General features: G+C 41.0%; 29 protein-coding genes and 1 other annotated feature. Of the genes, 7 read left to right on the top strand and 22 right to left on the bottom strand.

What is annotated here, in order from left to right; all coding sequences use genetic code 11:
• Nucleotides 1-79 precede the first annotated feature (79 nt).
• The 4 genes from ACFVAD_RS03790 to ACFVAD_RS03775 form a co-directional block, all read right to left on the bottom strand.
• A complete protein-coding gene (locus tag ACFVAD_RS03790) occupies nucleotides 80-1576 on the bottom strand; it encodes a zf-HC2 domain-containing protein (RefSeq protein WP_386636259.1) in 1497 nt (498 codons plus the stop codon).
• Complete coding sequence (locus ACFVAD_RS03785; RefSeq protein WP_386636257.1) at nucleotides 1563-2123, bottom strand: RNA polymerase sigma factor; 561 nt, start codon at nucleotides 2121-2123, stop codon at nucleotides 1563-1565. The genes ACFVAD_RS03790 and ACFVAD_RS03785 overlap by 14 nt, the downstream gene beginning before the upstream one ends.
• Nucleotides 2124-2785: 662 nt before the next feature.
• Nucleotides 2786-3604 carry a C40 family peptidase gene (locus ACFVAD_RS03780; protein ID WP_386636255.1) on the bottom strand — a complete coding sequence of 273 codons (819 nt, stop codon included), beginning with the start codon at nucleotides 3602-3604 and terminating at the stop codon, nucleotides 2786-2788.
• A gap of 152 nt (nucleotides 3605-3756) precedes the next feature.
• Nucleotides 3757-4653 (bottom strand): manganese catalase family protein, encoded by an 897-nt coding sequence (locus tag ACFVAD_RS03775; RefSeq protein WP_386636253.1) that lies wholly within the window; start codon nucleotides 4651-4653, stop codon nucleotides 3757-3759.
• 173 nt (nucleotides 4654-4826) lie between these two features.
• On the opposite strand from ACFVAD_RS03775, the gene ACFVAD_RS03770 reads away from it, so the two are divergent.
• The 3 genes from ACFVAD_RS03770 to ACFVAD_RS03760 all read left to right on the top strand — a co-directional run bounded on the left by ACFVAD_RS03770 (nucleotide 4827) and on the right by ACFVAD_RS03760 (nucleotide 6433).
• Nucleotides 4827-4934: a YjcZ family sporulation protein gene (locus tag ACFVAD_RS03770; protein WP_386636251.1), complete on the top strand. Its 108-nt coding sequence runs from the start codon at nucleotides 4827-4829 to the stop codon at nucleotides 4932-4934.
• 238 nt (nucleotides 4935-5172) lie between these two features.
• Nucleotides 5173-5631 (top strand): hypothetical protein, encoded by a 459-nt coding sequence (locus ACFVAD_RS03765; protein WP_386636249.1) that lies wholly within the window; start codon nucleotides 5173-5175, stop codon nucleotides 5629-5631.
• 22 nt (nucleotides 5632-5653) lie between these two features.
• The gene (locus tag ACFVAD_RS03760) at nucleotides 5654-6433 is read left to right on the top strand and encodes an alpha/beta fold hydrolase (RefSeq protein ID WP_386636247.1); all 780 of its coding nucleotides are present in this window, start codon (nucleotides 5654-5656) and stop codon (nucleotides 6431-6433) included.
• A 43-nt stretch (nucleotides 6434-6476) separates the two neighbouring features.
• Here ACFVAD_RS03760 and ACFVAD_RS03755 read toward each other — a convergent pair whose 3' ends face one another.
• The gene (locus ACFVAD_RS03755) at nucleotides 6477-6794 is read right to left on the bottom strand and encodes a hypothetical protein (RefSeq protein WP_386636245.1); all 318 of its coding nucleotides are present in this window, start codon (nucleotides 6792-6794) and stop codon (nucleotides 6477-6479) included.
• 292 nt (nucleotides 6795-7086) lie between these two features.
• On the opposite strand from ACFVAD_RS03755, the gene ACFVAD_RS03750 reads away from it, so the two are divergent.
• From ACFVAD_RS03750 to ACFVAD_RS03740, 3 genes are all read left to right on the top strand, one after another.
• Nucleotides 7087-7281, top strand: coding sequence for an aspartyl-phosphate phosphatase Spo0E family protein (locus ACFVAD_RS03750; RefSeq protein WP_386636243.1), 195 nt, complete (start codon nucleotides 7087-7089; stop codon nucleotides 7279-7281).
• Between the two features lie 52 nt (nucleotides 7282-7333).
• Nucleotides 7334-7531, top strand: a binding site (T-box leader).
• A gap of 52 nt (nucleotides 7532-7583) precedes the next feature.
• Nucleotides 7584-9278, top strand: a complete 1695-nt coding sequence (gene argS, locus ACFVAD_RS03745) for an arginine--tRNA ligase (protein WP_386636241.1) — start codon at nucleotides 7584-7586, stop codon at nucleotides 9276-9278.
• Between the two features lie 87 nt (nucleotides 9279-9365).
• Nucleotides 9366-9821, top strand: a complete 456-nt coding sequence (locus ACFVAD_RS03740) for a DUF2269 family protein (RefSeq protein ID WP_386636239.1) — start codon at nucleotides 9366-9368, stop codon at nucleotides 9819-9821.
• A gap of 72 nt (nucleotides 9822-9893) precedes the next feature.
• On the opposite strand, the gene ACFVAD_RS03735 is transcribed toward ACFVAD_RS03740, so the two are convergent.
• The 12 genes from ACFVAD_RS03735 to ACFVAD_RS03680 form a co-directional block, all read right to left on the bottom strand.
• Complete coding sequence (locus tag ACFVAD_RS03735; RefSeq protein WP_386636237.1) at nucleotides 9894-10133, bottom strand: hypothetical protein; 240 nt, start codon at nucleotides 10131-10133, stop codon at nucleotides 9894-9896.
• A 109-nt stretch (nucleotides 10134-10242) separates the two neighbouring features.
• Nucleotides 10243-11571 carry an ABC transporter permease gene (locus ACFVAD_RS03730; RefSeq protein WP_386636235.1) on the bottom strand — a complete coding sequence of 443 codons (1329 nt, stop codon included), beginning with the start codon at nucleotides 11569-11571 and terminating at the stop codon, nucleotides 10243-10245.
• Complete coding sequence (locus ACFVAD_RS03725; protein ID WP_386636233.1) at nucleotides 11555-12259, bottom strand: ABC transporter ATP-binding protein; 705 nt, start codon at nucleotides 12257-12259, stop codon at nucleotides 11555-11557. Before ACFVAD_RS03725 ends, ACFVAD_RS03730 begins: the two co-directional genes overlap by 17 nt.
• Before the next feature lie 94 nt (nucleotides 12260-12353).
• Entirely contained in the window at nucleotides 12354-13352 is a 999-nt protein-coding gene (locus ACFVAD_RS03720) for a nuclease-related domain-containing protein (RefSeq protein ID WP_386636231.1), read from the bottom strand.
• Nucleotides 13340-13669, bottom strand: a complete 330-nt coding sequence (locus ACFVAD_RS03715; protein ID WP_386636229.1) for a hypothetical protein — start codon at nucleotides 13667-13669, stop codon at nucleotides 13340-13342. Before ACFVAD_RS03715 ends, ACFVAD_RS03720 begins: the two co-directional genes overlap by 13 nt.
• A gap of 52 nt (nucleotides 13670-13721) precedes the next feature.
• On the bottom strand, nucleotides 13722-13970 hold the full coding sequence (locus ACFVAD_RS03710) for a hypothetical protein (protein WP_386636227.1): 249 nt from the start codon (nucleotides 13968-13970) through the stop codon (nucleotides 13722-13724).
• A gap of 77 nt (nucleotides 13971-14047) precedes the next feature.
• Nucleotides 14048-15004 (bottom strand): ABC transporter permease, encoded by a 957-nt coding sequence (locus ACFVAD_RS03705; protein ID WP_386636225.1) that lies wholly within the window; start codon nucleotides 15002-15004, stop codon nucleotides 14048-14050.
• Between the two features lies 1 nt (nucleotide 15005).
• A complete protein-coding gene (locus ACFVAD_RS03700; protein ID WP_386636223.1) occupies nucleotides 15006-15920 on the bottom strand; it encodes an ABC transporter ATP-binding protein in 915 nt (304 codons plus the stop codon).
• Between the two features lie 212 nt (nucleotides 15921-16132).
• Nucleotides 16133-16900, bottom strand: a complete 768-nt coding sequence (locus ACFVAD_RS03695; RefSeq protein ID WP_386636221.1) for a hypothetical protein — start codon at nucleotides 16898-16900, stop codon at nucleotides 16133-16135.
• Nucleotides 16901-16902: 2 nt separating this feature from the next.
• Nucleotides 16903-17607, bottom strand: coding sequence for an ABC transporter ATP-binding protein (locus tag ACFVAD_RS03690; RefSeq protein WP_386636219.1), 705 nt, complete (start codon nucleotides 17605-17607; stop codon nucleotides 16903-16905).
• On the bottom strand, nucleotides 17600-17980 hold the full coding sequence (locus ACFVAD_RS03685; protein WP_386636217.1) for a GntR family transcriptional regulator: 381 nt from the start codon (nucleotides 17978-17980) through the stop codon (nucleotides 17600-17602). The genes ACFVAD_RS03690 and ACFVAD_RS03685 overlap by 8 nt, the downstream gene beginning before the upstream one ends.
• Entirely contained in the window at nucleotides 17977-18756 is a 780-nt protein-coding gene (locus tag ACFVAD_RS03680; protein ID WP_386636215.1) for a hypothetical protein, read from the bottom strand. Before ACFVAD_RS03680 ends, ACFVAD_RS03685 begins: the two co-directional genes overlap by 4 nt.
• A gap of 298 nt (nucleotides 18757-19054) precedes the next feature.
• Here ACFVAD_RS03680 and ACFVAD_RS03675 point away from each other — a divergent pair, with 298 nt between their 5' ends.
• A complete protein-coding gene (locus ACFVAD_RS03675; protein WP_204418275.1) occupies nucleotides 19055-19210 on the top strand; it encodes a hypothetical protein in 156 nt (51 codons plus the stop codon).
• 61 nt (nucleotides 19211-19271) lie between these two features.
• On the opposite strand, the gene ACFVAD_RS03670 is transcribed toward ACFVAD_RS03675, so the two are convergent.
• The 5 genes from ACFVAD_RS03670 to ACFVAD_RS03650 all read right to left on the bottom strand — a co-directional run bounded on the left by ACFVAD_RS03670 (nucleotide 19272) and on the right by ACFVAD_RS03650 (nucleotide 22202).
• Nucleotides 19272-19430 (bottom strand): hypothetical protein, encoded by a 159-nt coding sequence (locus ACFVAD_RS03670; protein WP_386636213.1) that lies wholly within the window; start codon nucleotides 19428-19430, stop codon nucleotides 19272-19274.
• Between the two features lie 32 nt (nucleotides 19431-19462).
• On the bottom strand, nucleotides 19463-19780 hold the full coding sequence (locus tag ACFVAD_RS03665) for a TIGR04104 family putative zinc finger protein (protein ID WP_386636211.1): 318 nt from the start codon (nucleotides 19778-19780) through the stop codon (nucleotides 19463-19465).
• Nucleotides 19781-19784: 4 nt separating this feature from the next.
• Nucleotides 19785-20597, bottom strand: coding sequence for an AAC(3) family N-acetyltransferase (locus ACFVAD_RS03660; protein WP_386636209.1), 813 nt, complete (start codon nucleotides 20595-20597; stop codon nucleotides 19785-19787).
• 131 nt (nucleotides 20598-20728) lie between these two features.
• A complete protein-coding gene (locus ACFVAD_RS03655) occupies nucleotides 20729-21109 on the bottom strand; it encodes a cytochrome-c oxidase (RefSeq protein WP_386636207.1) in 381 nt (126 codons plus the stop codon).
• 130 nt (nucleotides 21110-21239) lie between these two features.
• The gene (locus tag ACFVAD_RS03650; RefSeq protein ID WP_386636205.1) at nucleotides 21240-22202 is read right to left on the bottom strand and encodes a nucleoside hydrolase; all 963 of its coding nucleotides are present in this window, start codon (nucleotides 22200-22202) and stop codon (nucleotides 21240-21242) included.
• Nucleotides 22203-22259: the final 57 nt, after the last annotated feature.

Raw genomic sequence — 22259 nt, 5'->3', positions numbered from 1 at the left:
ATTTTCACTGAATTATGCGAACATTTACAAAAAGGCAGAAGCGAACCTGAATTTCAAAGGTTAACTTCTGCCTTTTTCATTAATCCAAAGGGACGTTTATCGGTTCAGGAAGCAACACGGTTTTATCGATGGAAAGGAAATCAAGGTTGACTGATTGAACACTGTCCGAAGCACCTGTCATTTCAAATTCCAATTCGAATCCTCCTTCATCATTTATCGACGAATAACTTGTTTCAGCATCCTGCCCAGTTCTCTCCCACTCTACCGTTATTGCATGTTCGATGCTGGTTTTACCAGTTACCTTCACTTTCAGCATCCCATCAATCAGTTTTGCTGTATAGCCGGTAAGGATCCACTCATCAGTCGCCTTTTTGTCCAATATGTGCGTTCCCTGTTCAATATCCAGGTTAAATTGCGCAACCACTGGTTCCTTTACTGAAAATCCGTTCAGCTCAAAAATATGTTTTTCTCCTTCTTTATTATTTTCAGATGGCCTTTCCCCTCTTTCAGTTAAACTAAATTCCGTTTCCATCAAAAAGTGATTACCGTTGGTGGAAGAGACACTGGCACCACTGTAAAGCAATACCCTTCCCGCTACAGTTTTTACATTGTAAATCGGCTCAAGCCAGAAGTGGAATTCTTCACGCCCCTTCATGGAACTCTGAACCCTAGCCATTTCCTCATCAGAAAATGTTGACTCGAGCGTCAGCATTTTTGCATTTGGTGCATTTATCCATTCAAGCAGCTGCAGTTGATATAGACCTTCTATTCCAAGCGTATCATCTAACTTAAGCATCGTGGTTTCTTTTTTGGATTCTGTCATATCTATAGGTATAGAAAATGACCAATTTCCCTTTTCAGCCATTATTTCATTGATTTCAATGTCAACTGCTAAATGATTAGGGGGGGCGTCACGAGGAAATAAAATTATCGAACCATTCCAACTATCTGGTCTCGTAAAATCTAGGTTTTCAAAAGGAACTTCTTTACCATTCTCTGATTTAAGGATAATGGAAGGAAGCTCATAGTCTTTGGACACCAGAACATTATTCATTTCATTATCTAGCAGATTACCTCTGAATCTTTCCAGCATTTCCTCTGTAGGTTCTATTTCATAAAAAATTTCTATTTTGACAGGGCTTGCGCTTACTTCTGTGATGTTGAAAGTCACACCATTGTCTTCCACACTATATAAGGCTTTTTCAACATTCTGTTGTCCTGGTTCACCGACTACTGACCCTTCTCCAAAGAAAGTGTTCAGCTGCGGATACATCGACGCACCTAGTCCAAATGCCAACACAATACTTGCAGCAGTTAAAAACTGAAATTTCCATGACCGCTTTTTCTTTATATTTGTATAGGGCTTTAAATCTTTCATGACGTGTTGATCGAAATCATGCGGAAGTTTCGGTGCTTGAATGGCCTCTAGTAAAAATGCATCCTCTCTTTTTAAAGCATCCAGCACCTCCCGACACACCGGGCAGAACTCCAGATGCTTTTCAACCATTTTGGATTCTGTCTCATCCAGGATTCCGTCAAAATAGGCTGCCAATGTATCAAAATTAAAGCATTTCATGAAAATACCCTCCTTTCTGCTGCATAAGCTCTTTTCTCATCTTTTTCTTTGCTCTGTGAATTTTGTTCCTCACCGTACTGATGGGCTGCCCCATAAGTTCACTTATTTCCTCGTAGCTTAGATCTCTCGTGTATTTCAATAGAAGAATCATTCTGTCTTCCTGTGGTAAAAGCTCCAACAGCTTATCCAAATGTTCATATTTTTCTTTTTGCAAATACTGGCTCTCAGGTGTAACTGCCGGGTTTGATTGATTAGATTCTTCCTGCAGCTCCACTAGCTGAAACCTCTTCTTCCGGAACTGGTCCATGCAATGATTAATGGACAAACGGTACAGCCAGCTTGCAAAGCTTCCTGTGCTTTCATACTTTTCAAGCTGTGAATAGGCCTTGATCAAACATTCCTGTACCAGGTCTTTTGCATCCTCGGGATTTTTCACCATTCTTAAAATGACTGCATAAAGCTTGTTACTGTAGCGGTTTATCAGGAAGGAATAGGCCTGCTTATCCCCTCGAAGCACTTCTTTTATATAATAGGAATCGTCCTGCATCCTCTAACCTCACTTCACATCTGACTTTCATTATGTATAACGAGATGAGCTTTTAAAAAATCTCATTTTTTTATTAAAATTTCTATTACCATTATACAAAAAGAAGCCGCAGGGCCTGCGACTTCTTTTTTCATGCTCAATATTTGTTAAGATAAAAAAATTTAGCGAATATTTCTCTTCTTTTCTCATCTATTGAAGCATGCTTGTTTAAAACATCCTGGTTCTTTTTACTACCGAAAATGAGTGACAGCATTGTTTTCATCCTCCATCATCCCTTTGATTTGTTATAACCAAATTATAGAATGATCAGGATTTAATTAATACGTACTGCAGGATGGTTTACACTCGTTCTTTCAACCATTATTTCCTCCCGCTAAGTAAGGATGGAATCTACGACTTGTGGCGGAGGAAAAGTACCCATGCAAAAAGGAGATGTGTCCGACACATCTCCTTTTATTGCGAAGGCAGCATTTGGGTAAGGTCGCCTTCATGATTAATTAGTTGTGGCTGCTAGGTTTCTATTATGAAAAGGGGAGTATTTCACGACATGGAAAAGGTGCAGCCTATCCTTGTTGCAACAAGGCTTTAAAGAACAACCTTATAACCATACTATACTTCCTTTTTATTAACCCAAAATAAACAAATTTTAAATCTTTTGTAAATTAGAAAACTCTTACTGCCTTCACCGCCCGTGGCTTCCAATAGGTATTCATCGTTGCATAGGCAACTCCGGTTGAAGTGGCAGAATGCAGAATGGTGCTTCCGTCCACAACGATGGAAACGTGATTGATTGTTCCATTTCCGTCTGTATCAAAGAAAACCAAGTCCCCTTTTCGCACTTGTGATAGCGGAACTTCCTTCCCGACATTCGCTTGCTGAGCAGATGTTCTTGGCAGGCTGATCCCATTTTCCTGAAATACTCTTAAAGTGAAGGAGGAGCAGTCAAATGCATCTGTTCTTGTAGTCGATGCACCATACAGATAGCCGGCACCTAAATATTTCTTCCCGCTTTCAATGATCGCATTCGCTTTGGTCTGCCAAGCGGTATCCCCACTTACAGGTATAGTTTGTCCTGCACCCGGTATTGAAATAACCTGTCCTACATAAATGCGATTGGCATCCTTGATTGAAGGATTGGCATTCAATAATGCCTGCAGGGTTACTTTGTGGCGTTGTGCCACTATGGATAGCGAATCACCACTTTTGATGGTGTATGTACTCGTCGTAACCGGTGCCGGCTGACTCGGTGTGCTTGCAGCTGGTGCAGAGCCGTTCGGGACCGTAATTTTTTGACCCACATAGATTCGGTTTGCATCTTTTATGCCTGGGTTTAAACTGAGTAATCCGTTCAATGTAGTCTCGTGGCTTTTTGCAATAGCAGATAATGAATCTCCGGATTTAACAGTATAGTCAGCAGCAAAAGCTTGTCCGGAAAACAAGAATGTCGTTACAAGGGCTCCTGCCATGATTTTCTTTTTCATGATGTACAATTCTCCTCTATTCTCACAATTTGTTAATCAATACAAAATTATCTTAGCATGAATTTTCCAACAAATAACGCTAATATAATTTCCTATAATACCATAATATGGATAAAAAATACCCCTGGCTATTTTCCCAGGAGTATAAATTCTTATATTCCAGCTGAACGCTGCAGTCTTTTGGCAATTTCCATAAAATCTTCCGGTGATATTCCAGGTGCAAACTCCTCAGGAAGATCTTCCAAATCAGGGATTGGGCCTCCTTGAGGGGTGCCTTGAATTACTTCAAGCTTACCACCGTCCTCCGGATGACTGCCTTTCCAAATGAGCGCGACGTCCTTGTAATCATTTTCGCTAAAGGTGTACAGCTTTCGATGAATTCCTTCTGCTTCAAATTTTCTTGTTGTTTCGAATGCCCTGTTCTCTAAAGAAGGGATTGGAACCATTTTCGTTATGTCAACACCTGTCGCGATTTCCAATGCTTTTGCATAGGCGACGACATGAACGCCTCCTCTTACAAGGAGATACCCGATCATCTCTCTTGCTACAGGATTATCTGTCATCTCATACACCCTCATCTTATGGGTTCTTGCCCCACACTCCAGAAAGAAATTATGAAGCAGGTCAAGAACGAGATTACCGCTGTTAAAAACATTATCCCCCGTCCATGCTCTCCCCATGGAATCAGCCGGCATTCCTGTTTGTGCATTAACGATATAGTGGTGGGTGTTTCGAAGGTCTTTGGTATTTCTCAAAGGGGCTGCATTCGGGTTCGCAGGATACGTTACACCCTTCAGCATCAAATTTATTGTATTTGTCACAAGTTCTACATGTCCGAATTCCTCGGCTGTAATGCTTGCAACCAGATCATAAAATGGTTTCAGCTTTTTCTTATTACGAAAATTGAAAGATTGGAACATGTAGTTATTCAGGGTGGACATCTCACCGAACTTCCCGCCAAGCAGCTCCTGCACCGCTGCCGCTCCATTCGGATCTGGACTTTTGGGCATCGGCAATTCGATCTGCAGTTTATTTATCCTTTTAATCACGGTATTCCCTCCCTTGCACTAGCAATTAAATATCGCTATTTACTTTTATGTTTTATGGGTTCTGTCCTATTACAATCTCCGAAAAGAGTTCCAATCTCTAGGGCATACGCCCATACATCCTGGGTGTTTGCAACATAAAGTATCGTATCTTAGCTTGAAAGGAGATACGTTTAATGAGTAAAGCAGAAGGCGGAAGATGCGATCAACATGGCTCTGGTTTCACATTATTCATCATTTTGTTCATTCTTCTAGTGATAATAGGTGCAGCTTACCTTTGTTAATAATGGGTGATGTATGAAACGTAGAGATTTTCTCTGCGTTTTTCATTTTAATATCATAAATAAACATAATTTACTCAAATATAGGCTAGCATAAGTGTAGATTAAGTGTTGGTTGGAGGAATATTAGCAATGAATACATCCCTGCCTATTACCCAAAAAAGAATAGCAATTTCACATCCGCAGGAGTTCGATTGTTCTGAGGCACGGTTCTGGAATTACAATAAAATGAGTTTGTACGATGAATAAGTCTTTGGAAAGGTTGTTATGGAGCATTGCCTTACCAGGATTCGGCCAATTATTGAACAAACGGTATATCAAGGGCATTGTATTCATTTTTTTAGAGGTCCTCATTAATGTACAAGCCAACTTCAACTCCGTTATCATGTATAGTTTCAATGGTGAAATCAAGCGGGCTTTTGAAGAGGCAAACTATTTGTGGTTGATGTTCTATCCTTGCCTGTACTTTTTTGCGATGTGGGATGCATATAAGGATGCCGGTGGTGGAAGCGCGCCTTTTTCCTACCTGCCATTTGTAAGCTGTGCCTATTTTGTCACTGTAGGCCTTATGCTATCAGCAAAGATAAAAGTGTACGGAACAATTCTTGGACCAGTCTGGCTCCCAATGGTTTTTGTCATACCTGGAATTGCATTTGGACTACTCGTAAGAGAGATACTCATGCATTACTACACTGAATAATCTAGAGAAGGAGTGAGCATTCTTGCCTTATGCTACTACAAGGGATAATGTCGATATCTACTACCGTCTTATTGGAAGTGGATCCCTCACACTTGTCTTTATTCACCCTCCAGGAATGGGGCACATTACCTTCACCCAACAGCTATCATTGGCTAAGAGATATCGGTTATTGCTACTGGACCTGCGAGGAAATGGAAAAAGCGGCAGCAATCAAAAGAAGATTCACTTCCCATTACTCGCTCAGGACATTTACGATGTTTGCCAGCAGTTGGAACTGAATAGATTGATATTGATAGGCTATTCAAATGGCGCATCCATTGCCATGGAATTTGCCATCACTTACCCAAGTCTTGCAAAGGGGCTCATACTAGTTGGGGCTTTCCCTAAAGTTAATTCCTCCCTATTATTTGGAGAGTTTCTTCTTGGCATTCTTGCGGCAAAGCTTCATGCTGTACCGCTTTTGGCAAAAGTTATCGGAAATGCCCACGCCTACACAAAGGAATTCGGAATGGAACTTGAAACTTACATAAATAAAACAGATGCCAATATTCTTTCTCAGATGTATCAAGAGGGAATGAGGTATGATTGCACAACAAGAATCGCTGATATCAAAGCACCGATTCTGCTTGTTTATGGACAAAGGGATTACTATGTCCACCACTATCAGAATGAATTCAAATCTTTCCACCCCGAGACGCAAGTCATTTATATCGGAAAAGCCAAACACCAGGTTCCCACAAAATTCCCGGACGAATTCAATGCCGTTGTACACTCTTTCATCAGGAAAATTACTATTCCCTAAAAAAGCAAAGACCTCATGCAGTTAGCATATGGTCCATGGATACTTATTTTGTAGGAATAATTATTTTTTGTATTTCAAGAGCCTTTGCTATGTGAATCTTACTTTGAACGCGACTGGTTGCATATGGGAATAAACAATTATGCGCAATTCTCATCCTCGTTAATGTGGTCTGAAGCGTTGCTTGGGCATCCTTCTCACGGCCCAATTGAATATTGGTCATATCCACCATGGCACGAAGGACATTTTCAAGTGCTTTCCTGAGCTGGTCCTGCTGCAGCCCTGCCCCGTCTTTTACCAATAGCCTAACCATTTCATTGGCGTACACATTCATTTTTTCCATACTCTCCACTTTCGTTTTCATCGCACAATCCCCCTTGGCTCATTGTATTTGCAACAAAAACTTACTATACCATTATTTTTTTCTAGACTTCTAAATCATTTTTCGCCGATGCCTTCCCCAATCCCTGCCTCTCGACAAAAGAAGTGAAGAACTTACCTTTTTCGAGTTAACCATCCCTTATTTAAAGATGTACAATATATGCCTCTTTTCGTTTAACGAAGTTTTTTACGATAATACCTCCTTTTTACACATAACCTATTTTCTTACAGTTCATTTTCCTTTATAATGGGATATATCGTTAGAGGGAGTGAACATGATGAAACTTATACAACTTGCAGTAGAAAAAAAGCGCAATCAGATGATGCAGACTGCTAAAAAAACAGGTTTAACCTCTAATGAAACGATAAAATTAAGTCAAGAACTGGATGAAATGATGAACATTCTCATTCCTCCAACAATTGATTTTACAACTGATCAGCGTACAAGGAAAAACAATCTCAAGCGATAATACCTATTGAAACTTTAATAAAAACCTTTATAATTAATTAAAATTCATGTAAAAGCCATTAATGAAAAAGAGAGTAGCTTATCGGCGGGACAATAGCGAGTTAGGGACGGTGGAAGCCTAATGCGATGCGATAAGGGAAGCGCACTTTGGAAATGGATCAGGTTTATCCCCTTTAGCGGATAAAAGAGGCTTTTCATTTTGGGAAAAGCAATAAGAGTGGTACCGCGGGATTACAAAGCTCGTCTCTTCATTAAGTTGAAGGGACGGGCTTTTTTATATTTTCAAAAAGGAGAGTGTTAGTTATGGACATCAAACAGATGATAGCTGAATCCATTCAGCATGCATTTCCGGAACTGTCGATTGAACAGATTGCCAGTAGAATCGAGAAGCCAAAGTACGCACAGCACGGAGATTATGCCTTCCCGGTATTTGACCTTGCCAAATTAAAAAAACAGGCACCACCAGCCATTGCAACGTCCCTTTCCTCCATGATTCATCATCCATGGGTGATGAAAACGGAAGCAGTTGGCCCTTATGTCAATTTCTTTTTGCAGAAAGAAAAGGTCCAGAAGGAAATTGTTTCAACCATTATTGCTTCGGGAAAAGATTTTGGAAACCTTCAAATCGGGAAGGGAGAAAACGTTGTACTCGACCTTTCCTCCCCCAATATCGCCAAGCCATTCTCCATGGGACATCTGCGATCCACGGTTATCGGCAATTCACTGGCAAACATTCTGGAGAAATGTGGCTATCAAACGGTCCGCATCAACTACCTGGGAGATTGGGGTACTCAGTTTGGAAAGCTTATTGCCGCCTATTTAAAATGGGGGTCAGCGGAAGCCGTCCGGAAAAACCCAATACCTGAACTATTAAAATTGTATGTGAAGTTCCATCAAGAAGCCGAAACCGATCCGTCATTGGATGACGAGGGACGGCTATGGTTCAAAAGATTGGAGGACGGAAATGAGGAAGCATTGGCCCTGTGGAATTGGTTTCGCGAGGAGTCTCTCCATGAATTCCAGCGAATCTATGATCTGCTCGGCATCGAATTTGATTCCTTTAACGGGGAAGCTTTTTATAACGATAAAATGGAGGCTATCATCAATCGTTTAAAAGAGTTGAATCTATTAACACTCTCGGAAGGTGCCGAAGTGGTCGAACTGGATGAAAGCCTGTCCTTGCCTCCATGCTTGATCAGAAAATCGGACGGCGCAACACTTTACGCAACCCGGGATCTGGCTGCCGCCTTTTATCGGAAAAAGGAGTATAACTTCGCAAAAGCTCTTTATATCGTCGGCCAGGAGCAGACTGTCCATTTCCAACAAGTAAAATCTGTTGTTCAAAAAATGGGAGAACGCTGGGCAGAGGATATGCACCATATCCCGTTTGGCCTTTTATTGAAGGATGGTAAGAAAATGTCCACCCGGAAAGGAAAAATAATACTCCTGGAAAAAGTGATTCAAGAGGCCATTGAACTTGCAGAAAGCAATATTGCAGCCAAGAATCCTCATCTACCGAACAAGCAGGAGGTTGCAAGACTTGTGGGAGTCGGCGCCATCATCTTTCACGATCTGAAAAATTTCAGATTGAACTCCATTGAATTCTCATTGGCAGATATGCTCAAATTTGAAGGGGAAACCGGCCCTTATGTACAATACACCCATGCCCGGGCATGTTCCATTTTAAGAAAAGCCTCCTGGTCTGCTCCAGGGCATGCTCCATCACAAGGACTTAATGATGACTATTCCTGGAATCTTTCAAAATTACTATATGAGTTTCCGGGGACATTGACGAAAGCTTGTGAGGGTTTCGACCCATCCATTATTGCAAAGTATATTGTGGATGTTTGTCAAAGCTTCAACAGTTGGTACGGCCATCAGAAATTCCTGACAGAGGATGAGGAAAAAGGGAGTAGACTTTCATTAGTGTATGCTACGACACTCGTTATCCAGGAAAGCTTACATTTATTAGGAATGGGTGCTCCTGAAGAAATGTAATGACATTCTCTGTAAATATTACATCCCAGCACATGAAACCTGCCACTCTCTCATATATTATAGTAATAATCTATTGGGGGGATGCCTATGAAATGGCTGGTATGGTTTCATGTCTTGGTTGCAATCGTCGGAATTGGCCCCACATTTTTCGGAAATATTCTATTGCGAAAACATCAAACCATCACTGACCTGCGACATAACATACTTCTGCAGCACAAACTGGATTATTTCCCAAAAATCGGTGGAACAATCGCTGTCATTACCGGTATTCTGCTCGTAATATTTGGGGAATATGGTTCCATTCTCCAGTTCTGGCTTTTTGCACCCCTTCTGCTTTACCTTGCCATTCAGGTCCTTGTAATAGGTTTTATTTCTCCACGACTATATGAACTCCAGCAGTGGTTGCTTCATCCGGATAATCGAGCTTCCACCCAATTGCCTCTTAAACATGTGTTAGGCTTGAATGCCCTCAGTAATCTGTATATGTTCGTATCATTCCTGGGCTTCTTGATTTTCCTGCTGATGGTCGTCAAACCGACATGAAAAATAGGTCAGTTCCTTACCCCCTCTTTGGATGACAAATGAGTCTAAGGCATTGACCTATTTTTTTGTACATCAATCTGCCCAGGCTTTACGGTTTTTATAGTTAGATTCCGTTCCAAAATAACTGTTCAAGAGCAGCTCCATTTTTTCCAGATCCGATCGAGTCACAACCTGATCCCTCTCATCCCAGTAGACGGTGGAAACAAAATAATATTTTTTCACGCGGGAAAAAAGCACCTTGGAATGAGGGAACGTATCAAAGAAGCCAATCATTTGCCCTTTTTTCATATAGGAAACGTTCAACAATTTCATTTTTTACTACCTTCTTTTTTAGGTGTCGTTCGAAGTAAATCTTTTCTTCTTCTATACCACCTTCCGCTCATAAAAAAACTGCCTATCCAATGAAAGGCAGTAGCTTGTGTTAAATATCTCTCCGTAAAGCTTTTAATACATCTATTCTTGTAGCCTTTGCAGCAGGTTTCAGACCTGATAGAATGGCAACGACCAAACTGATTCCCACACAGATTGCAGTCAATGACCACGGAATATAAGAAAGCATAACCTCTGTACCCATCTCTTCGTTGAACACCATCTTAATAATATGAGGCAATGCCAGATTTACACCAAAACTGATCATGTAGGAGGCAGCTGTCCCAATTAATGCTCCGATGATTCCAATATAGGCGCTTTCCATCAGGAAAAGACTCTTGATCATTTTCGGGCTTCCGCCAATCGCTTTCATGATTCCGATATCCTGGGTCCGCTCGGTAACTGCCATGCTCATCGTATTGAAAATCCCGATAGAAGCGATGATGACGGCAATGGTTCCCACAAACAAAAGACCGACTTTCAAAACCGCAAACAATAGATTGATTTCCTTTAGCTGCTCAATTGGAGAGTACGCATAATATCCATCCGCCCTAGCATTATCAAGTATACCTTGTACATGTTCCATGTCTGTTGCATATACACCAAGATAGGAATAGGAAGATTCCTGGCTTTTCAAAGTCTCCCTCGCCTCTTCAGAAATGGATGGATCTAACAAAGCGCCATACGCAGTTCCTGTAAAATCTTCAATTTCCTTCATTTTCTCTTCCGTAATATTGACAAAATTCTGGTAGCTGTTTTTATTGACAGGCTCTTCCGCAATCCCGACAATCGTAAGCGTGAATTCCTTCGTTTCTTTTTTCTCATCGAAAAACTGCGGGATCGACAAAATTATCTCTTTTCCAATCAGACTATCCTGGTATTCCTGATACTGACCGTCCACTTCCTTGCCAAACGTTTCCTTTAGATGATACCCGACCACCACCTCATTCGGAGATTCAGGCATGCGCCCTTCAGACAGGGAAAATCCCGCTTTTTTCTCAGATGGATAGTGCACGACCCTTGTTTCGGGATAACTTGCAAAGTCCTCCAAGGTATAGAAGGATTCCCAGTTATCCAGTTGCTTCCGGCGAACAACAGTATGCACATTTTCCATTTCCTCAAAGTATTCAATATCGCTTTGGGTAAGTCTTGCGCTTGTCTCAGGATTATCTCCGTTACTTTTTCCGCTGACCTCGACCTCGGTTACCACACCGTTTTGCGTGACATCCTTGATGATTGTTTCCTGCAAGCCAAACCCGACAGAAGCCAGCACCATTAAAAAGGCACATCCCATCGCGGTTGCGAGAATCGTCATGAAAACACGACTTCGATTCTTTTTCATATTTTCCCTTACAAATTGAAATTTATCTTTGAACTTCATACAATTCTCCTCTTTCCATCACACTGCCCTCTGCCAGCTCAATCGTACGGTGCGCAACACTTGCAACATCTTTGTCATGCGTAATAATGACAAAAGTGATGCCTTCCTTTGTATTCAACTCTTGAATGAAATTCAGGAATTCCAGCTCCGTTTCACTGTCCAAGCTTCCGGTAGGCTCATCCGCAAAAATGATACCAGGTCTCGTTATCAATGCTCTGGCGATACCTACCCTCTGCTGCTGACCGCCTGAAAGTTCACTAGGATAGTATTCCTCGAATCCCTTCAATCCGACACGGTCCAATACCTCGAGTACTCGAGTTCTTCTCTCGTTTTTCGATATCCCCTTTATTTTGAGGGGCAATTCCACATTGCTGAACGCACTCATACTCGGAATCAGCTGAAAGCTTTGAAAAATGAAGCCGATATTCTTGAGCCGGAAATCGGACCATTCCGCTTCCGTAAGCTTCGTCACATCCGTTCCTGCAATTTCAATTGTTCCGGACGTCGGCTTCATAAACCCGCTCATCAAGTTCAGTAGCGTCGACTTGCCTGAACCGCTTTTTCCCACGATGGAAACAATCTCTCCTTCATAAATGGACATATCCACATTCTTCAGGACGGATACTCGCGTTTCTTTATTTTTCTTACCCACAATAAAATCATGAGAAAGTTTGCTCACCTTTATCATAACTATCATTCACCTATTCTTTTGTTTTTTGTATCGATACATTGGTTTAAACGAAATAGGGGGTGGAAAGGTTTTGGATTGGTGGGGGAATTATTTAATGGGAAAACGGAAGAGTATATTGTCTACCGTTTGTACGACCAACATAGTTTAATTGTAACGATTGCACCATCCTTCTTGCGGTTGAAATGTGATCCAGCCCCAGAAAGTCCTTTAGTTCAGAAACAGAGATAGTAGGCTTCACCAACAGAAAATAATCTTCCAAATCGTTCATATGTGTGTCTTTTGATACTGAGTTGCAAATGACACATCTCCAAATTGATCTGAATCTTTTAAAGCTCATGCTTTCACACTTTCTGCAATATACGCCTTTTTGTAAATGTTCGTATTGGATGTTAAATCTCTGTAAGGGATTTGTTTGAAGAGGTTCATTGGATTTGATGAGTGATGCAGCAGTTTTACGGAGGTCTTTCAAGGATATAACTTCTTTGGAATACCTTTTCACCAGCATATCCATCTTTTGGGTAAGGCCGATTCCCTTTGTCACATACCTTTCTACCATGTTAGGATTGGAGATCGCTTTTACGAAAGAATTCGAATTTGTTAATACTACTAAACATTCACCTGGTAAATCAGGAAGTTTCTTATTTTTCAACCATTGTTGAAGTTGAGCCTTTTGATTCTGCACCTGGCATATCGGATCAAAATAGTATTCCTTCATTTCTACATTGTTTCTTTTAGTAGTTTGAATCAACTGCTGATATACCGGATCGAATTCCAATATTCCACTCATATTTTTTGCCTCTAATGCCAAGTAAAAGCTATGAAACAGTATCAAGGTGTCAATTTGAAAATGTACATCTTTGTTGGATAACCTTAAATCATTCAGTACTAAAAACTCCTGTCCCGGACCCGTCCATCGGCTTACATAGTAATCCAATCTTTGTTCCCCTTTATACCCCGCCAAACATTTTGAAAGTTCTGATTCTACTTTAGAGTAGCTTGGGTCTGTGACTAATAATCTTCTATTAGCAGATTTCAATTTCCTTATTTTCAAAGAAACGGTTCTAGCTTTCTTTACGGTCAAATACAACACATCCTTTTTTCGTGATAGTAGACATATTTGACAAAATACTTCAAATACCTTTTTGCAGAGGCATTGTTCGGCATGTTTTTGAATGTTGCTTGCTGGGATTGATGTTTTGAGGACTTTTTAATGGGGGATTGCAGTCTATCTTCATGCAATACTTGGTTATTCTTACGTAATACCTTTATATTCTCACGTAATTCACTTTTATCCTCACGCTTCTCTCTGCTATTCTCACGTAACCTCATGACATCCTCACGCACCCCTTTTCGCATGTGTTTGCGCCAGTCGATCATCATTTGCTTCTTTTTATGGTGGGGCTTCACGTTGATTATTACCTCGTTTGATAAAAACCGCTCATTTATTTGCATCCCTGAGTTAGTTGCTGGCCTTTTCAAAGGGAGATTTGTGCCTATTCTCACGCAACCTGCTGATATTTTCACGTATCTCCTGTCTATCGTCACGCAACTCGCTTTTATCCTCACGCTTCTCTCCGCTATTCTCACGTAACCTCATGACATTCTCACGCTTCCCTTTTCGCATATGTTTGCGCCGGTCGGTCATCATTTGCTTCTCTTTATGGTGGTCTTGACGTTGATTATTACCTCTTTTGAAAAAACCGCTCATTTATTGCAGAACCAAGTTTTCGCGCACAAAAAAACCACCTCTCCCCAAATATATGAAAGGTGGTTCACCATATAACCCTATGCCGCAATATCCCTCTTCACAAAAGTAATGAAACTGACAACATGCAGCAATACAAAATACAGAAGATACATCACTACCGAAAACCAGATTGTGGTACCTGCAACGATTGGCATGCCATCGATTAAAGCATTGAAGTTGGTATTGGCGAATGGCGAATATTTCGCCCACTCGAATTTCATTCCGATTAATTGGGTGATCTGTGCACCTGTAAAAAGCAGGAAGAGCGAGATACCAATTGCCAGGGAGTTGTTACGGAATACACTGGAAATCATGAAAGCGATGGTGGCAAACATGATAACGCCAAGAGAGCTCAATAGAAGTTTAAATAAGATAAAGACTAGTGGATGAAGCTCGAAAACTTCTCCATTCATATATAATAGTTCCGGTGCAGTCTCCATTCCGAAAGCAATGGCCCCAGCAATAAAGGAGGTCACAAAGAAAATGAAGAAGAAGATGAACATGAATACCAGAACGGAAAGGTATTTGGCAACCAAGATCCTGCTTCTTTTTATTGGACGTATCATAAGGAGCTTGATCGTACCCCAGGTAAATTCACTGGCGATGGTACCTCCTGCAATGATTACCACGAAAAGGGTGATGATGCTTGTCAAACCCAGATTGTCTTGAATATATGTCCATACAGAGTTCTCGGATGAAGGCTCCAAATCATTTTGTATACGGTATTCGTTTAGTGCATATTGCCGGTCCAAGTATCCGTGCTCACGGTCGGGCTCAGCATCCATTGACATTTTAAGGCTTTCGTTATCCTGTTGAAGCTGTTCTTTCCAGCCAAGCTGTTGTTCTTGGCCTTGATTTGGGTCATCCATCATGGACCCCATCATGATTGTGAATACCACGCCGATAACGGATAGTCCGATTAGAATGATGCTCATAACATAAAAGCTTGGGCGGCGGAACCATTTGATCAGTTCATTTTGTACCAGGTTTATCATACTAGGCACCTCGCTTCTGTGACGTTTTTTCCAGGAACTTGTCTTCGAGGGTTTTTGTCACTTCTTTTACTTCAAAAATTGCAATCTTGTTTTCTACTAAACTTGCCACTATTTCTGGTACTCTCTCTTTTTCAAGGACAACCTGGAGATTTATATCCGTCGCAGTCACTGCCAAACCGGCCGCTTCCAACAATTGCTGCGCTTCACCCATTGGTGAGACAGTAAATTGATACGAGGACACGCCATCCTGGATAAAGTCACGGATGCTTTGGATATCCAGTAGTTCTCCCTGCTGGATGATGCCGATCCGGTCACACATCAATTCCATTTCCGACAACAGATGGCTTGAAACCACAATGGCCATTTGCTCTTCCTGTGCAAGTTTTCTTAAATAATCACGGATTTCCCTGATACCTGCTGGATCCAGGCCATTGGTCGGCTCATCAAGGATCAAAACTTTAGGATTATGTAGCAGGGCCTGAGCAATTCCTAAGCGCTGCCTCATACCGAGGGAATAGGTTTTCACCTTTTCTTTAATACGGTCTGTCAAACCCACCAGTTCAATCACTTCCGCTAAGCGAGCTTCGGATATGCCAGGTACCATGCGGGCATACTGCATCAGATTCTGATAGCCCGTCAGAAATTTATACATTTCCGGGTTTTCGACGATGGCACCTACATGGCTGACCGCTTTCTCATAATCGGTTTTTATGCTTGCCCCATCTATGAAAATATCACCTGATGTGATGCCCATCAAACCCACCATCATCCGAATGGTCGTGGTTTTACCTGCTCCGTTTGGTCCTAGGAAGCCGAACACTTCCCCTTTGTACACCTCAAAGGAAACATCCTTGATAATCTTTTTCCCCTTAATTTCTTTGCTGACATTTGTAAGCTTTACAGCTATTTCATTCATTCCTTTTCCCCCTTAATCATTGGCAGTTTTCGCATAAATTGTTGCTTTTGACGAATACAATAAAAACACGTAAATTTATCTGCCTTCGTGCTCTTTTCGAGATAAAATATCATTTACTCTTTAAATATTGCGTACATAATCACTGTAAAAAATCCAAAAGCCGATTTTTTACAATCATAAGCAACAAATGTTATGAAAAGAGCTTAATCGCTTTACATTTCCATTTTCTTTTCCATACACCATGCAGATAGTAGCAATAATCCAATGCTAATTAATGCATAAAAGGCAATAATACCGAGAGATGTGTCTTCCATCTGCATCCCGAATGAGACAGCCTCATTTTCAAAAGTTGCTTCAAAAGTTGGAAATGATAGCTTTCCAAGTTCATTTAACTTCCCGTATACTGTTGATTTGAAAAAAAGTTGATGAAGATAGAAAATAAGTAATCCCAATAACCCTATAAGTGCCTGTATCGTACTTCCTATTGCACCCTTAATACTTACACATTTGATCATTGTCCAGATAAACATCAACCAGGTACCTAAATACAAGCTCACGAAGACAATCGCTAAGAATAATACACCGATTTCCCATAGCTCTTCACTCTGCTTCCATATTGGCGTTTCGAGCAGTGAAGTCGAAAGCAACAGAAGCCCTCCGGTAATAAGAAGAGAAAACAGGAAGGTAATGAAAGAGACAAAAAGTTTGCTAGACAGTAAGGTAAGTGATGAATTTGGGTTATGCAGCCATTGCATGGATTTGGTTTCCTTATGCAGACTGATTGCTATATCTACCCCAATATAGAAGATGTGGGCACTTAGAAGTATTCCTCCTATACCTGTTACAATTAGTGGGTCATTATAATACATTGCCAATCCTATACTAATCAGCCATACAATAAAAAGGACGGAAAGATTTTGCCACATTGCTTTAAAAGACAACTTCCAATCCTTCACAATCAATCCCTTCATGACATCCATGCTCATCCCTCCGCTCTCTCTTCAAATGAGCGGATCATCCAATCCTTCACAGACAGCCCATCCACTTCCCTAATCTGTTCTACGTTTTCTTGGGCCAAAAAGTTTCCATTTTTTATTAAAATAACTTCATCAAGCAGTGGCTCAATCTCATCAATTTCATGAGTAGCTATGACAATCGTTTGTCTTCCGAAGTCCACGTAGGTCAGAAGCCCCTTCACTATCGAGTCTCTGACCATCGGATCCAAACCGGAAAATGGTTCATCGAGTAGGATGTAATCCGCCTCACGAGCCAGGGCCAACACCAATTTCAGGCGCCCTCTGTTCCCTTTGGATAACTGCTTTATTTTTTTCCCACTCTCCAATTTCATGAACCGAAGTAGTTCTTCCGCTTTTTCCATGCGGAAATCTACAAACTGTGAAGCGTAAAATTGTACCATGTCATTTACTGTAAACGGTTCATAATAGAAATCGAGTTCTGTCAGATAAGCAACGGTCTTTGCTACTCTTCGTGTGGCAACTTTACCATTGACGGTTACCTCCCCATTATTCGGTTTCACAAGTCCAGCCATTAACTTCAGGCTCGTTGATTTTCCGCTTCCATTTGGTCCGAGGAGACCGATTATTTTCCCCTGTTCGAGAACAAGGTTTCCGTCCTTTATTGCATAATCCTTACCGAACCTTTTTGTGACTTTATCAAATCTAATCATGCTTCCCTTCCCCCTTGGATAAGAATTCTTCCACACTGTTGATGATTTCCGTTTCCACAACACCTATTTCTCTCATACTTTTGACAAAGTTCTCTACAACACTTGCCTGCATCGATTTCTTCAATTCCACTACCATCCCCAGATTCTCTGTCACAAACGTTCCCTGTCCCCTTTTTGTTTCCACGACCTCCATCCTCTCCAATTCACTATAGGTTCGTTGAATCGTATTTGGATTGACCCCAGATTGAATCGCCATTTCCCGTACAGATGGCAGTTTATCTCCAGGCTTAATGACCCCACGGACGATTTCCCTGCTTATCCGGTCAATGATCTGCAGATAAATCGGTTTATCCGCATTATATTTATTACTCATTTCACTTCCACCACCTTCTCCAAGAGCCAAGCAGAAATTGAAACCCAAATTGAAATTCTGAAGAGATACAGAAGTAGATAGCCAACTGTCAGCGGATTACTGTCAGGATTAATGGTTCCTCCTCCATCCGCCACTTCAAAATAAAGACCTACAATATGATCAAATGGCAAAGGCCATAGACCTGAAATAAAATTTACAAATGAAGTGTCTCCGAGGTAAGCAAGAAGGGAATGTAAGAGAAAAGCAAATGAAATAGTAATAAGCACTTTATACTTGCCAAGAACCGGGAGAGTACCTGTTGCGTGATAGAAAGCCCAGTAAAAAAGCAGATAAAGGCCCATTTCGATCCCGATTGCTGTTATCCCAACCCCCCCGGAGATAAATAAAGTGAAATAGTTGAAATCATCGAGCGTTGGAAAGGCTTCGAATAGTACGATTATTGCCAGGATAAAGATACTGAAGCTGGCAAGATGCAAGTACAATCCAGTTACTACTTTGCTTAACAGGATTTTAAAGGCTGATTGAGGCGAGTGCAGCCACAGTTGGGTTCTCCCCTCCATTATTAATCCGCTGATCAAAAAGACAGCGATATAAAAAATATGCCCTCCAAGTATCATTGTAGTCACCACAAGCCCGATACCAGGTTGATCGTGATAGATGGAAAAGCCGAGTGATATTAGCCACCCACTTAGCAGTCCTAGTGTAGTAAACAGAAAAGTTTGCCTGGAAATCAACCATTCTTTCCTTAACAACCCCCTGAATGCAGCATTCATCATAATCCCTCCCGAAAATACTAGTGTACTAATGTAATCATACACCGTGTTCTAGTTAGATAGTACACTAAGTCAATCTCGACAGTCAATAGGCTTTCTCCTTAATTTTTTTCGACATGATCCCTTAACTTAAATAATATTATGCCGATAAAACAATTACGTCTGAACTACTCAACAGCTACTGACAAGGATGTACATAAATTTAGTTTTTTTTACAAATTTCTCTATAATCACTTAATATTTATTAGAATATTTTGTATAATAAAATTACTAATTTCTTCATGTGTTTAGGAGTGAAGTGATGGATACAAGAGGAAGAAGAATTGTCCGCAACAAATCTAGAAGTCAGTTTCATTATTTAGTATTAGCAAAGGAATTCATCAGTTCATTCGTTCTTCATGCACTTTCACTAGCTATTGTTGCAACGTTTTTAATTTGGGTATTAAATCAGGTATGAAAAACAAAAAACGAGAGGATCCCCACTTGGAGGTCCTCTCGTTTTCGTTTATATTGTTCTACTACTTCTTTTTTTGCAGCGGAACAACATTTCTAGTTTCCCATTTCGTTTCCAAATCAACCATTCTGTCTTCAAGCTTTCTAAGAGTACGATTTAACCGGTAGAACATTGGGATGTAGAGGATAATGACAGCTACTACAGCATAAAAGATAGATTCCATTCTTTGCCCCCTTATACTTCGTTCCTGCTTCTCTATCTATTTGGCTGGACCTTGCTTTTATGATAGCTTATTCTGGTCCCTGCATAAAAAACACTGCCACTCGCAAGAAGTAATACCAATAAAACCTGAACCAACCGTGATTCGATGCTAAACATTGCCGTTATGATATAAACCAAAATGACCGGGATCATGACTGTATACAAGGAAAACAAAAAACGGTATCGCTCGTCCACTTCATGGACCGTTCCACACGCTCTGCAGCTTATGGGCCGATAACCGAAGAAAATGGAAGCCAGTTTCTCGGAATATGTTATCTTTTCTTTACAGCTTAAACATTGTTGAAATGACATGCTTTTACTCCTTAGAGGTTGATAAATTTAAAAAATATTCATATGTATAATCCACTAGCTCCTTCTGGTCCATCAACCGTGAAAAAGCTTTTCCTATATACCCTTGTTTGACCTCAAATCCCAGTTCAAACTTTTTGCCAATCTGATTGAATATTTCGTCCTGATAGGATATTGTCTGATATTCCTTCCAGACTCTTGCCCCATCTTCCATGAGGGCACTCCTCGCTTTTATAAGCGTCTTTTCAGGCTGTCGGTGTTCCGCAAGATGCATGGATGTATTGTTTTCATAGTCCACTCCTAGTAAGAGGACACTCCCTTTCAAGTCATAGATTCTTGCCAATGGGGAATGCTCCCCTAAGCCTTCGTCAAGACCATGTCCATCAGTTACAAAATATTTATGCTGTCCCCACGCAGCAAAGGAAAGTGTCGGATGGCTGCTGCGAACAACATTTGGAAAACTGCGGAACGACTCAGGTACTACACCCATTTTATAGGTAGGAGTAATGTCCGGGTCAAAAGCGGGGGTCTCCACTTTTATCGTATCCCACCATTCAGAAGGAACAGGAGGATGTTGCCACTCGCTGGGATCACTATTATCTCCGGTGTGGGTCGGCATCACCAGAGTCCCCTTGTCGGTCAGCACTTCCTGCAATGCCTGAATGACTGCTACCTGTGCCCCGCATACCCAGCCGATTTTACTCAGTGAAGAATGGACAAGCAAGGTTTGTCCCTCTCTTATTCCAAGTTTCCTAAAATCATCTATCAAGGAGGATTTCGTGACCAATGTGGACTTTATCTTCTCTTCATGCAGTGTCATGCTATCACTTCCTTATCGAAAAGCATCTATACTTATCATATCAAATCTATGATTAAAGGAATATATAATTATCTGAAAATAGGAATAAAAAGGAGGATGTGAGCAGCCATTGCTGTACATCCTCCTTTTCATTATTCTGCCTCTACAGGCTGTTTAAGATTCTTCAGGATATTAATTACAAATAATAGAACACCTAAAGTAGTTAAATTGGCACCGATAATCGTTGCGATCAAGTAGGAGTCATTGCCGTGAACTGCAAATGCCAAACCGATCATCATTAATGGCAGGCCGATATTATGCAGCCAGAAGTGGCTGAGAGCAAGCTTTGTTTTTCCAATTGTTGGGAATAAATGATAAATGATACCCGCAAGCGTCAATGAGCTCCAGCCCAGGAGATTGATGTGAACATGTACAGGTGTAAGACTGTAATCGTGTGCCGTTGACATATAATACCCGATTCCAACCCCAATCAAAAAATACACCGCTGAAATCTTTATTAATCTGATTCCCATTCCCCGTCCCCCATTCCTGTATACGCTAGTAATCTACACCTATTTATACGTATAACAGCAATACCTTAGAACCAGAAAATTTCCATATATAGAATAATACGTTAACCTCTTTTAAATATCTAATAAACTATTATTCTGAGGTTTGCAGTTTATTGGTCATCACTTGAATAAAATCTTCAATAAAAGGCTGTGTGTCAACTTCAATGGCGATTGCAACCTTGTTCTCCCCCGGTTTTATATCAGGCTTTGGTCGGAAGTCGGCTATGCTTACCCCGCGCAGGTCATTCTCTCCTGTTCCGATAAAAATTTTCCGCTCCACATATTTAAATGCCTCCGGAGTGGAAATGGCAAATAAGGTAAGGACATCATGTAGAGGACTCCCTTTAATACCTGGGACAAGCTTCTGATATGCTTCAAAATAATAATCGAAAATGGATTTCATCAGAGGCTGGTATGGATTATTTTCAGTTGCCACAATATCATTGATGATTTCCGGTGTAATGATTGCATCATTTGTCACGTTCAGAGGGTAGACTACCCCGTTCTTCACTTTGCTCGTTACAATTTCCGCAGCAAGCTGGTCTCCATAAAAGTTTGCCTCTGCCCCTGCTGTAACATTTCCAGGGACCAGAAAAGCCCCTCCCATCAAATAATATCCCTTGACGGAATTCATTATTTTCTCCCCTGCCAGATTAAACGCCAAGGCGAGCGATGTACTTCTTCCTACATCGACAATTAGCAGTTCCTTTCCATACTCTTCAATTATTTTAAATATCGTATCAAAGTTGAGCAACTCCCCTTTAATGGTGGCTGGAGGACGGATAGGACCCAGCCCTTCCTCCCCGTGGATTTCCGGATAAAATGGCGTGAATTCCCCAGACAACGGTCCCTTTGCACCACCGATCAATACCACACCGCTGCTGTCTGCCAATTCCAATAAATAAGCAACATTCTGCGAAGCCTGTTCTTGATTCACATTTCCATAGCTGGTCACTATCCCGACCAATTCAATTTTCGGACTTAAAATTCCATAGATGATCGCCAATGAATCATCGATGCCCGGATCACAGAATAACAAGACTTTTTGCGGCATTTCCCTCTCCCCCTCGGTTGAGTAGCTTTCTTAAATATATTCTGTTGTGTCTTGATT

Source organism: Sutcliffiella sp. NPDC057660 (assembly GCF_042800035.1).
Taxonomy (GTDB): Bacteria; Bacillota; Bacilli; order Bacillales; family Bacillaceae_I; genus Sutcliffiella_A.
The sequence above is the reverse complement of the archived record's forward strand: the minus strand, read 5'-3'. Positions and strand labels throughout refer to the sequence as shown.

Coding starts and splice junctions, on each gene's coding strand:
- ACFVAD_RS03790 (WP_386636259.1), bottom strand. CDS start 1,576: ATGAAATGCTTTAATTTTGATACATTGGCAGCCTATTTTGACGGAATC.
- ACFVAD_RS03785 (WP_386636257.1), bottom strand. CDS start 2,123: ATGCAGGACGATTCCTATTATATAAAAGAAGTGCTTCGAGGGGATAAG.
- ACFVAD_RS03780 (WP_386636255.1), bottom strand. CDS start 3,604: ATGAAAAAGAAAATCATGGCAGGAGCCCTTGTAACGACATTCTTGTTT.
- ACFVAD_RS03770 (WP_386636251.1), top strand. CDS start 4,827: ATGAGTAAAGCAGAAGGCGGAAGATGCGATCAACATGGCTCTGGTTTC.
- ACFVAD_RS03765 (WP_386636249.1), top strand. CDS start 5,173: ATGAATAAGTCTTTGGAAAGGTTGTTATGGAGCATTGCCTTACCAGGA.
- ACFVAD_RS03755 (WP_386636245.1), bottom strand. CDS start 6,794: ATGAAAACGAAAGTGGAGAGTATGGAAAAAATGAATGTGTACGCCAAT.
- ACFVAD_RS03750 (WP_386636243.1), top strand. CDS start 7,087: ATGATGAAACTTATACAACTTGCAGTAGAAAAAAAGCGCAATCAGATG.
- argS (WP_386636241.1), top strand. CDS start 7,584: ATGGACATCAAACAGATGATAGCTGAATCCATTCAGCATGCATTTCCG.
- ACFVAD_RS03740 (WP_386636239.1), top strand. CDS start 9,366: ATGAAATGGCTGGTATGGTTTCATGTCTTGGTTGCAATCGTCGGAATT.
- ACFVAD_RS03735 (WP_386636237.1), bottom strand. CDS start 10,133: ATGAAATTGTTGAACGTTTCCTATATGAAAAAAGGGCAAATGATTGGC.
- ACFVAD_RS03730 (WP_386636235.1), bottom strand. CDS start 11,571: ATGAAGTTCAAAGATAAATTTCAATTTGTAAGGGAAAATATGAAAAAG.
- ACFVAD_RS03725 (WP_386636233.1), bottom strand. CDS start 12,259: ATGATAAAGGTGAGCAAACTTTCTCATGATTTTATTGTGGGTAAGAAA.
- ACFVAD_RS03710 (WP_386636227.1), bottom strand. CDS start 13,970: ATGAGCGGTTTTTTCAAAAGAGGTAATAATCAACGTCAAGACCACCAT.
- ACFVAD_RS03705 (WP_386636225.1), bottom strand. CDS start 15,004: ATGATAAACCTGGTACAAAATGAACTGATCAAATGGTTCCGCCGCCCA.
- ACFVAD_RS03700 (WP_386636223.1), bottom strand. CDS start 15,920: ATGAATGAAATAGCTGTAAAGCTTACAAATGTCAGCAAAGAAATTAAG.
- ACFVAD_RS03695 (WP_386636221.1), bottom strand. CDS start 16,900: ATGGATGTCATGAAGGGATTGATTGTGAAGGATTGGAAGTTGTCTTTT.
- ACFVAD_RS03690 (WP_386636219.1), bottom strand. CDS start 17,607: ATGATTAGATTTGATAAAGTCACAAAAAGGTTCGGTAAGGATTATGCA.
- ACFVAD_RS03685 (WP_386636217.1), bottom strand. CDS start 17,980: ATGAGTAATAAATATAATGCGGATAAACCGATTTATCTGCAGATCATT.
- ACFVAD_RS03680 (WP_386636215.1), bottom strand. CDS start 18,756: ATGATGAATGCTGCATTCAGGGGGTTGTTAAGGAAAGAATGGTTGATT.
- ACFVAD_RS03675 (WP_204418275.1), top strand. CDS start 19,055: ATGGATACAAGAGGAAGAAGAATTGTCCGCAACAAATCTAGAAGTCAG.
- ACFVAD_RS03670 (WP_386636213.1), bottom strand. CDS start 19,430: ATGGAATCTATCTTTTATGCTGTAGTAGCTGTCATTATCCTCTACATC.
- ACFVAD_RS03665 (WP_386636211.1), bottom strand. CDS start 19,780: ATGTCATTTCAACAATGTTTAAGCTGTAAAGAAAAGATAACATATTCC.
- ACFVAD_RS03660 (WP_386636209.1), bottom strand. CDS start 20,597: ATGACACTGCATGAAGAGAAGATAAAGTCCACATTGGTCACGAAATCC.
- ACFVAD_RS03655 (WP_386636207.1), bottom strand. CDS start 21,109: ATGGGAATCAGATTAATAAAGATTTCAGCGGTGTATTTTTTGATTGGG.
- ACFVAD_RS03650 (WP_386636205.1), bottom strand. CDS start 22,202: ATGCCGCAAAAAGTCTTGTTATTCTGTGATCCGGGCATCGATGATTCA.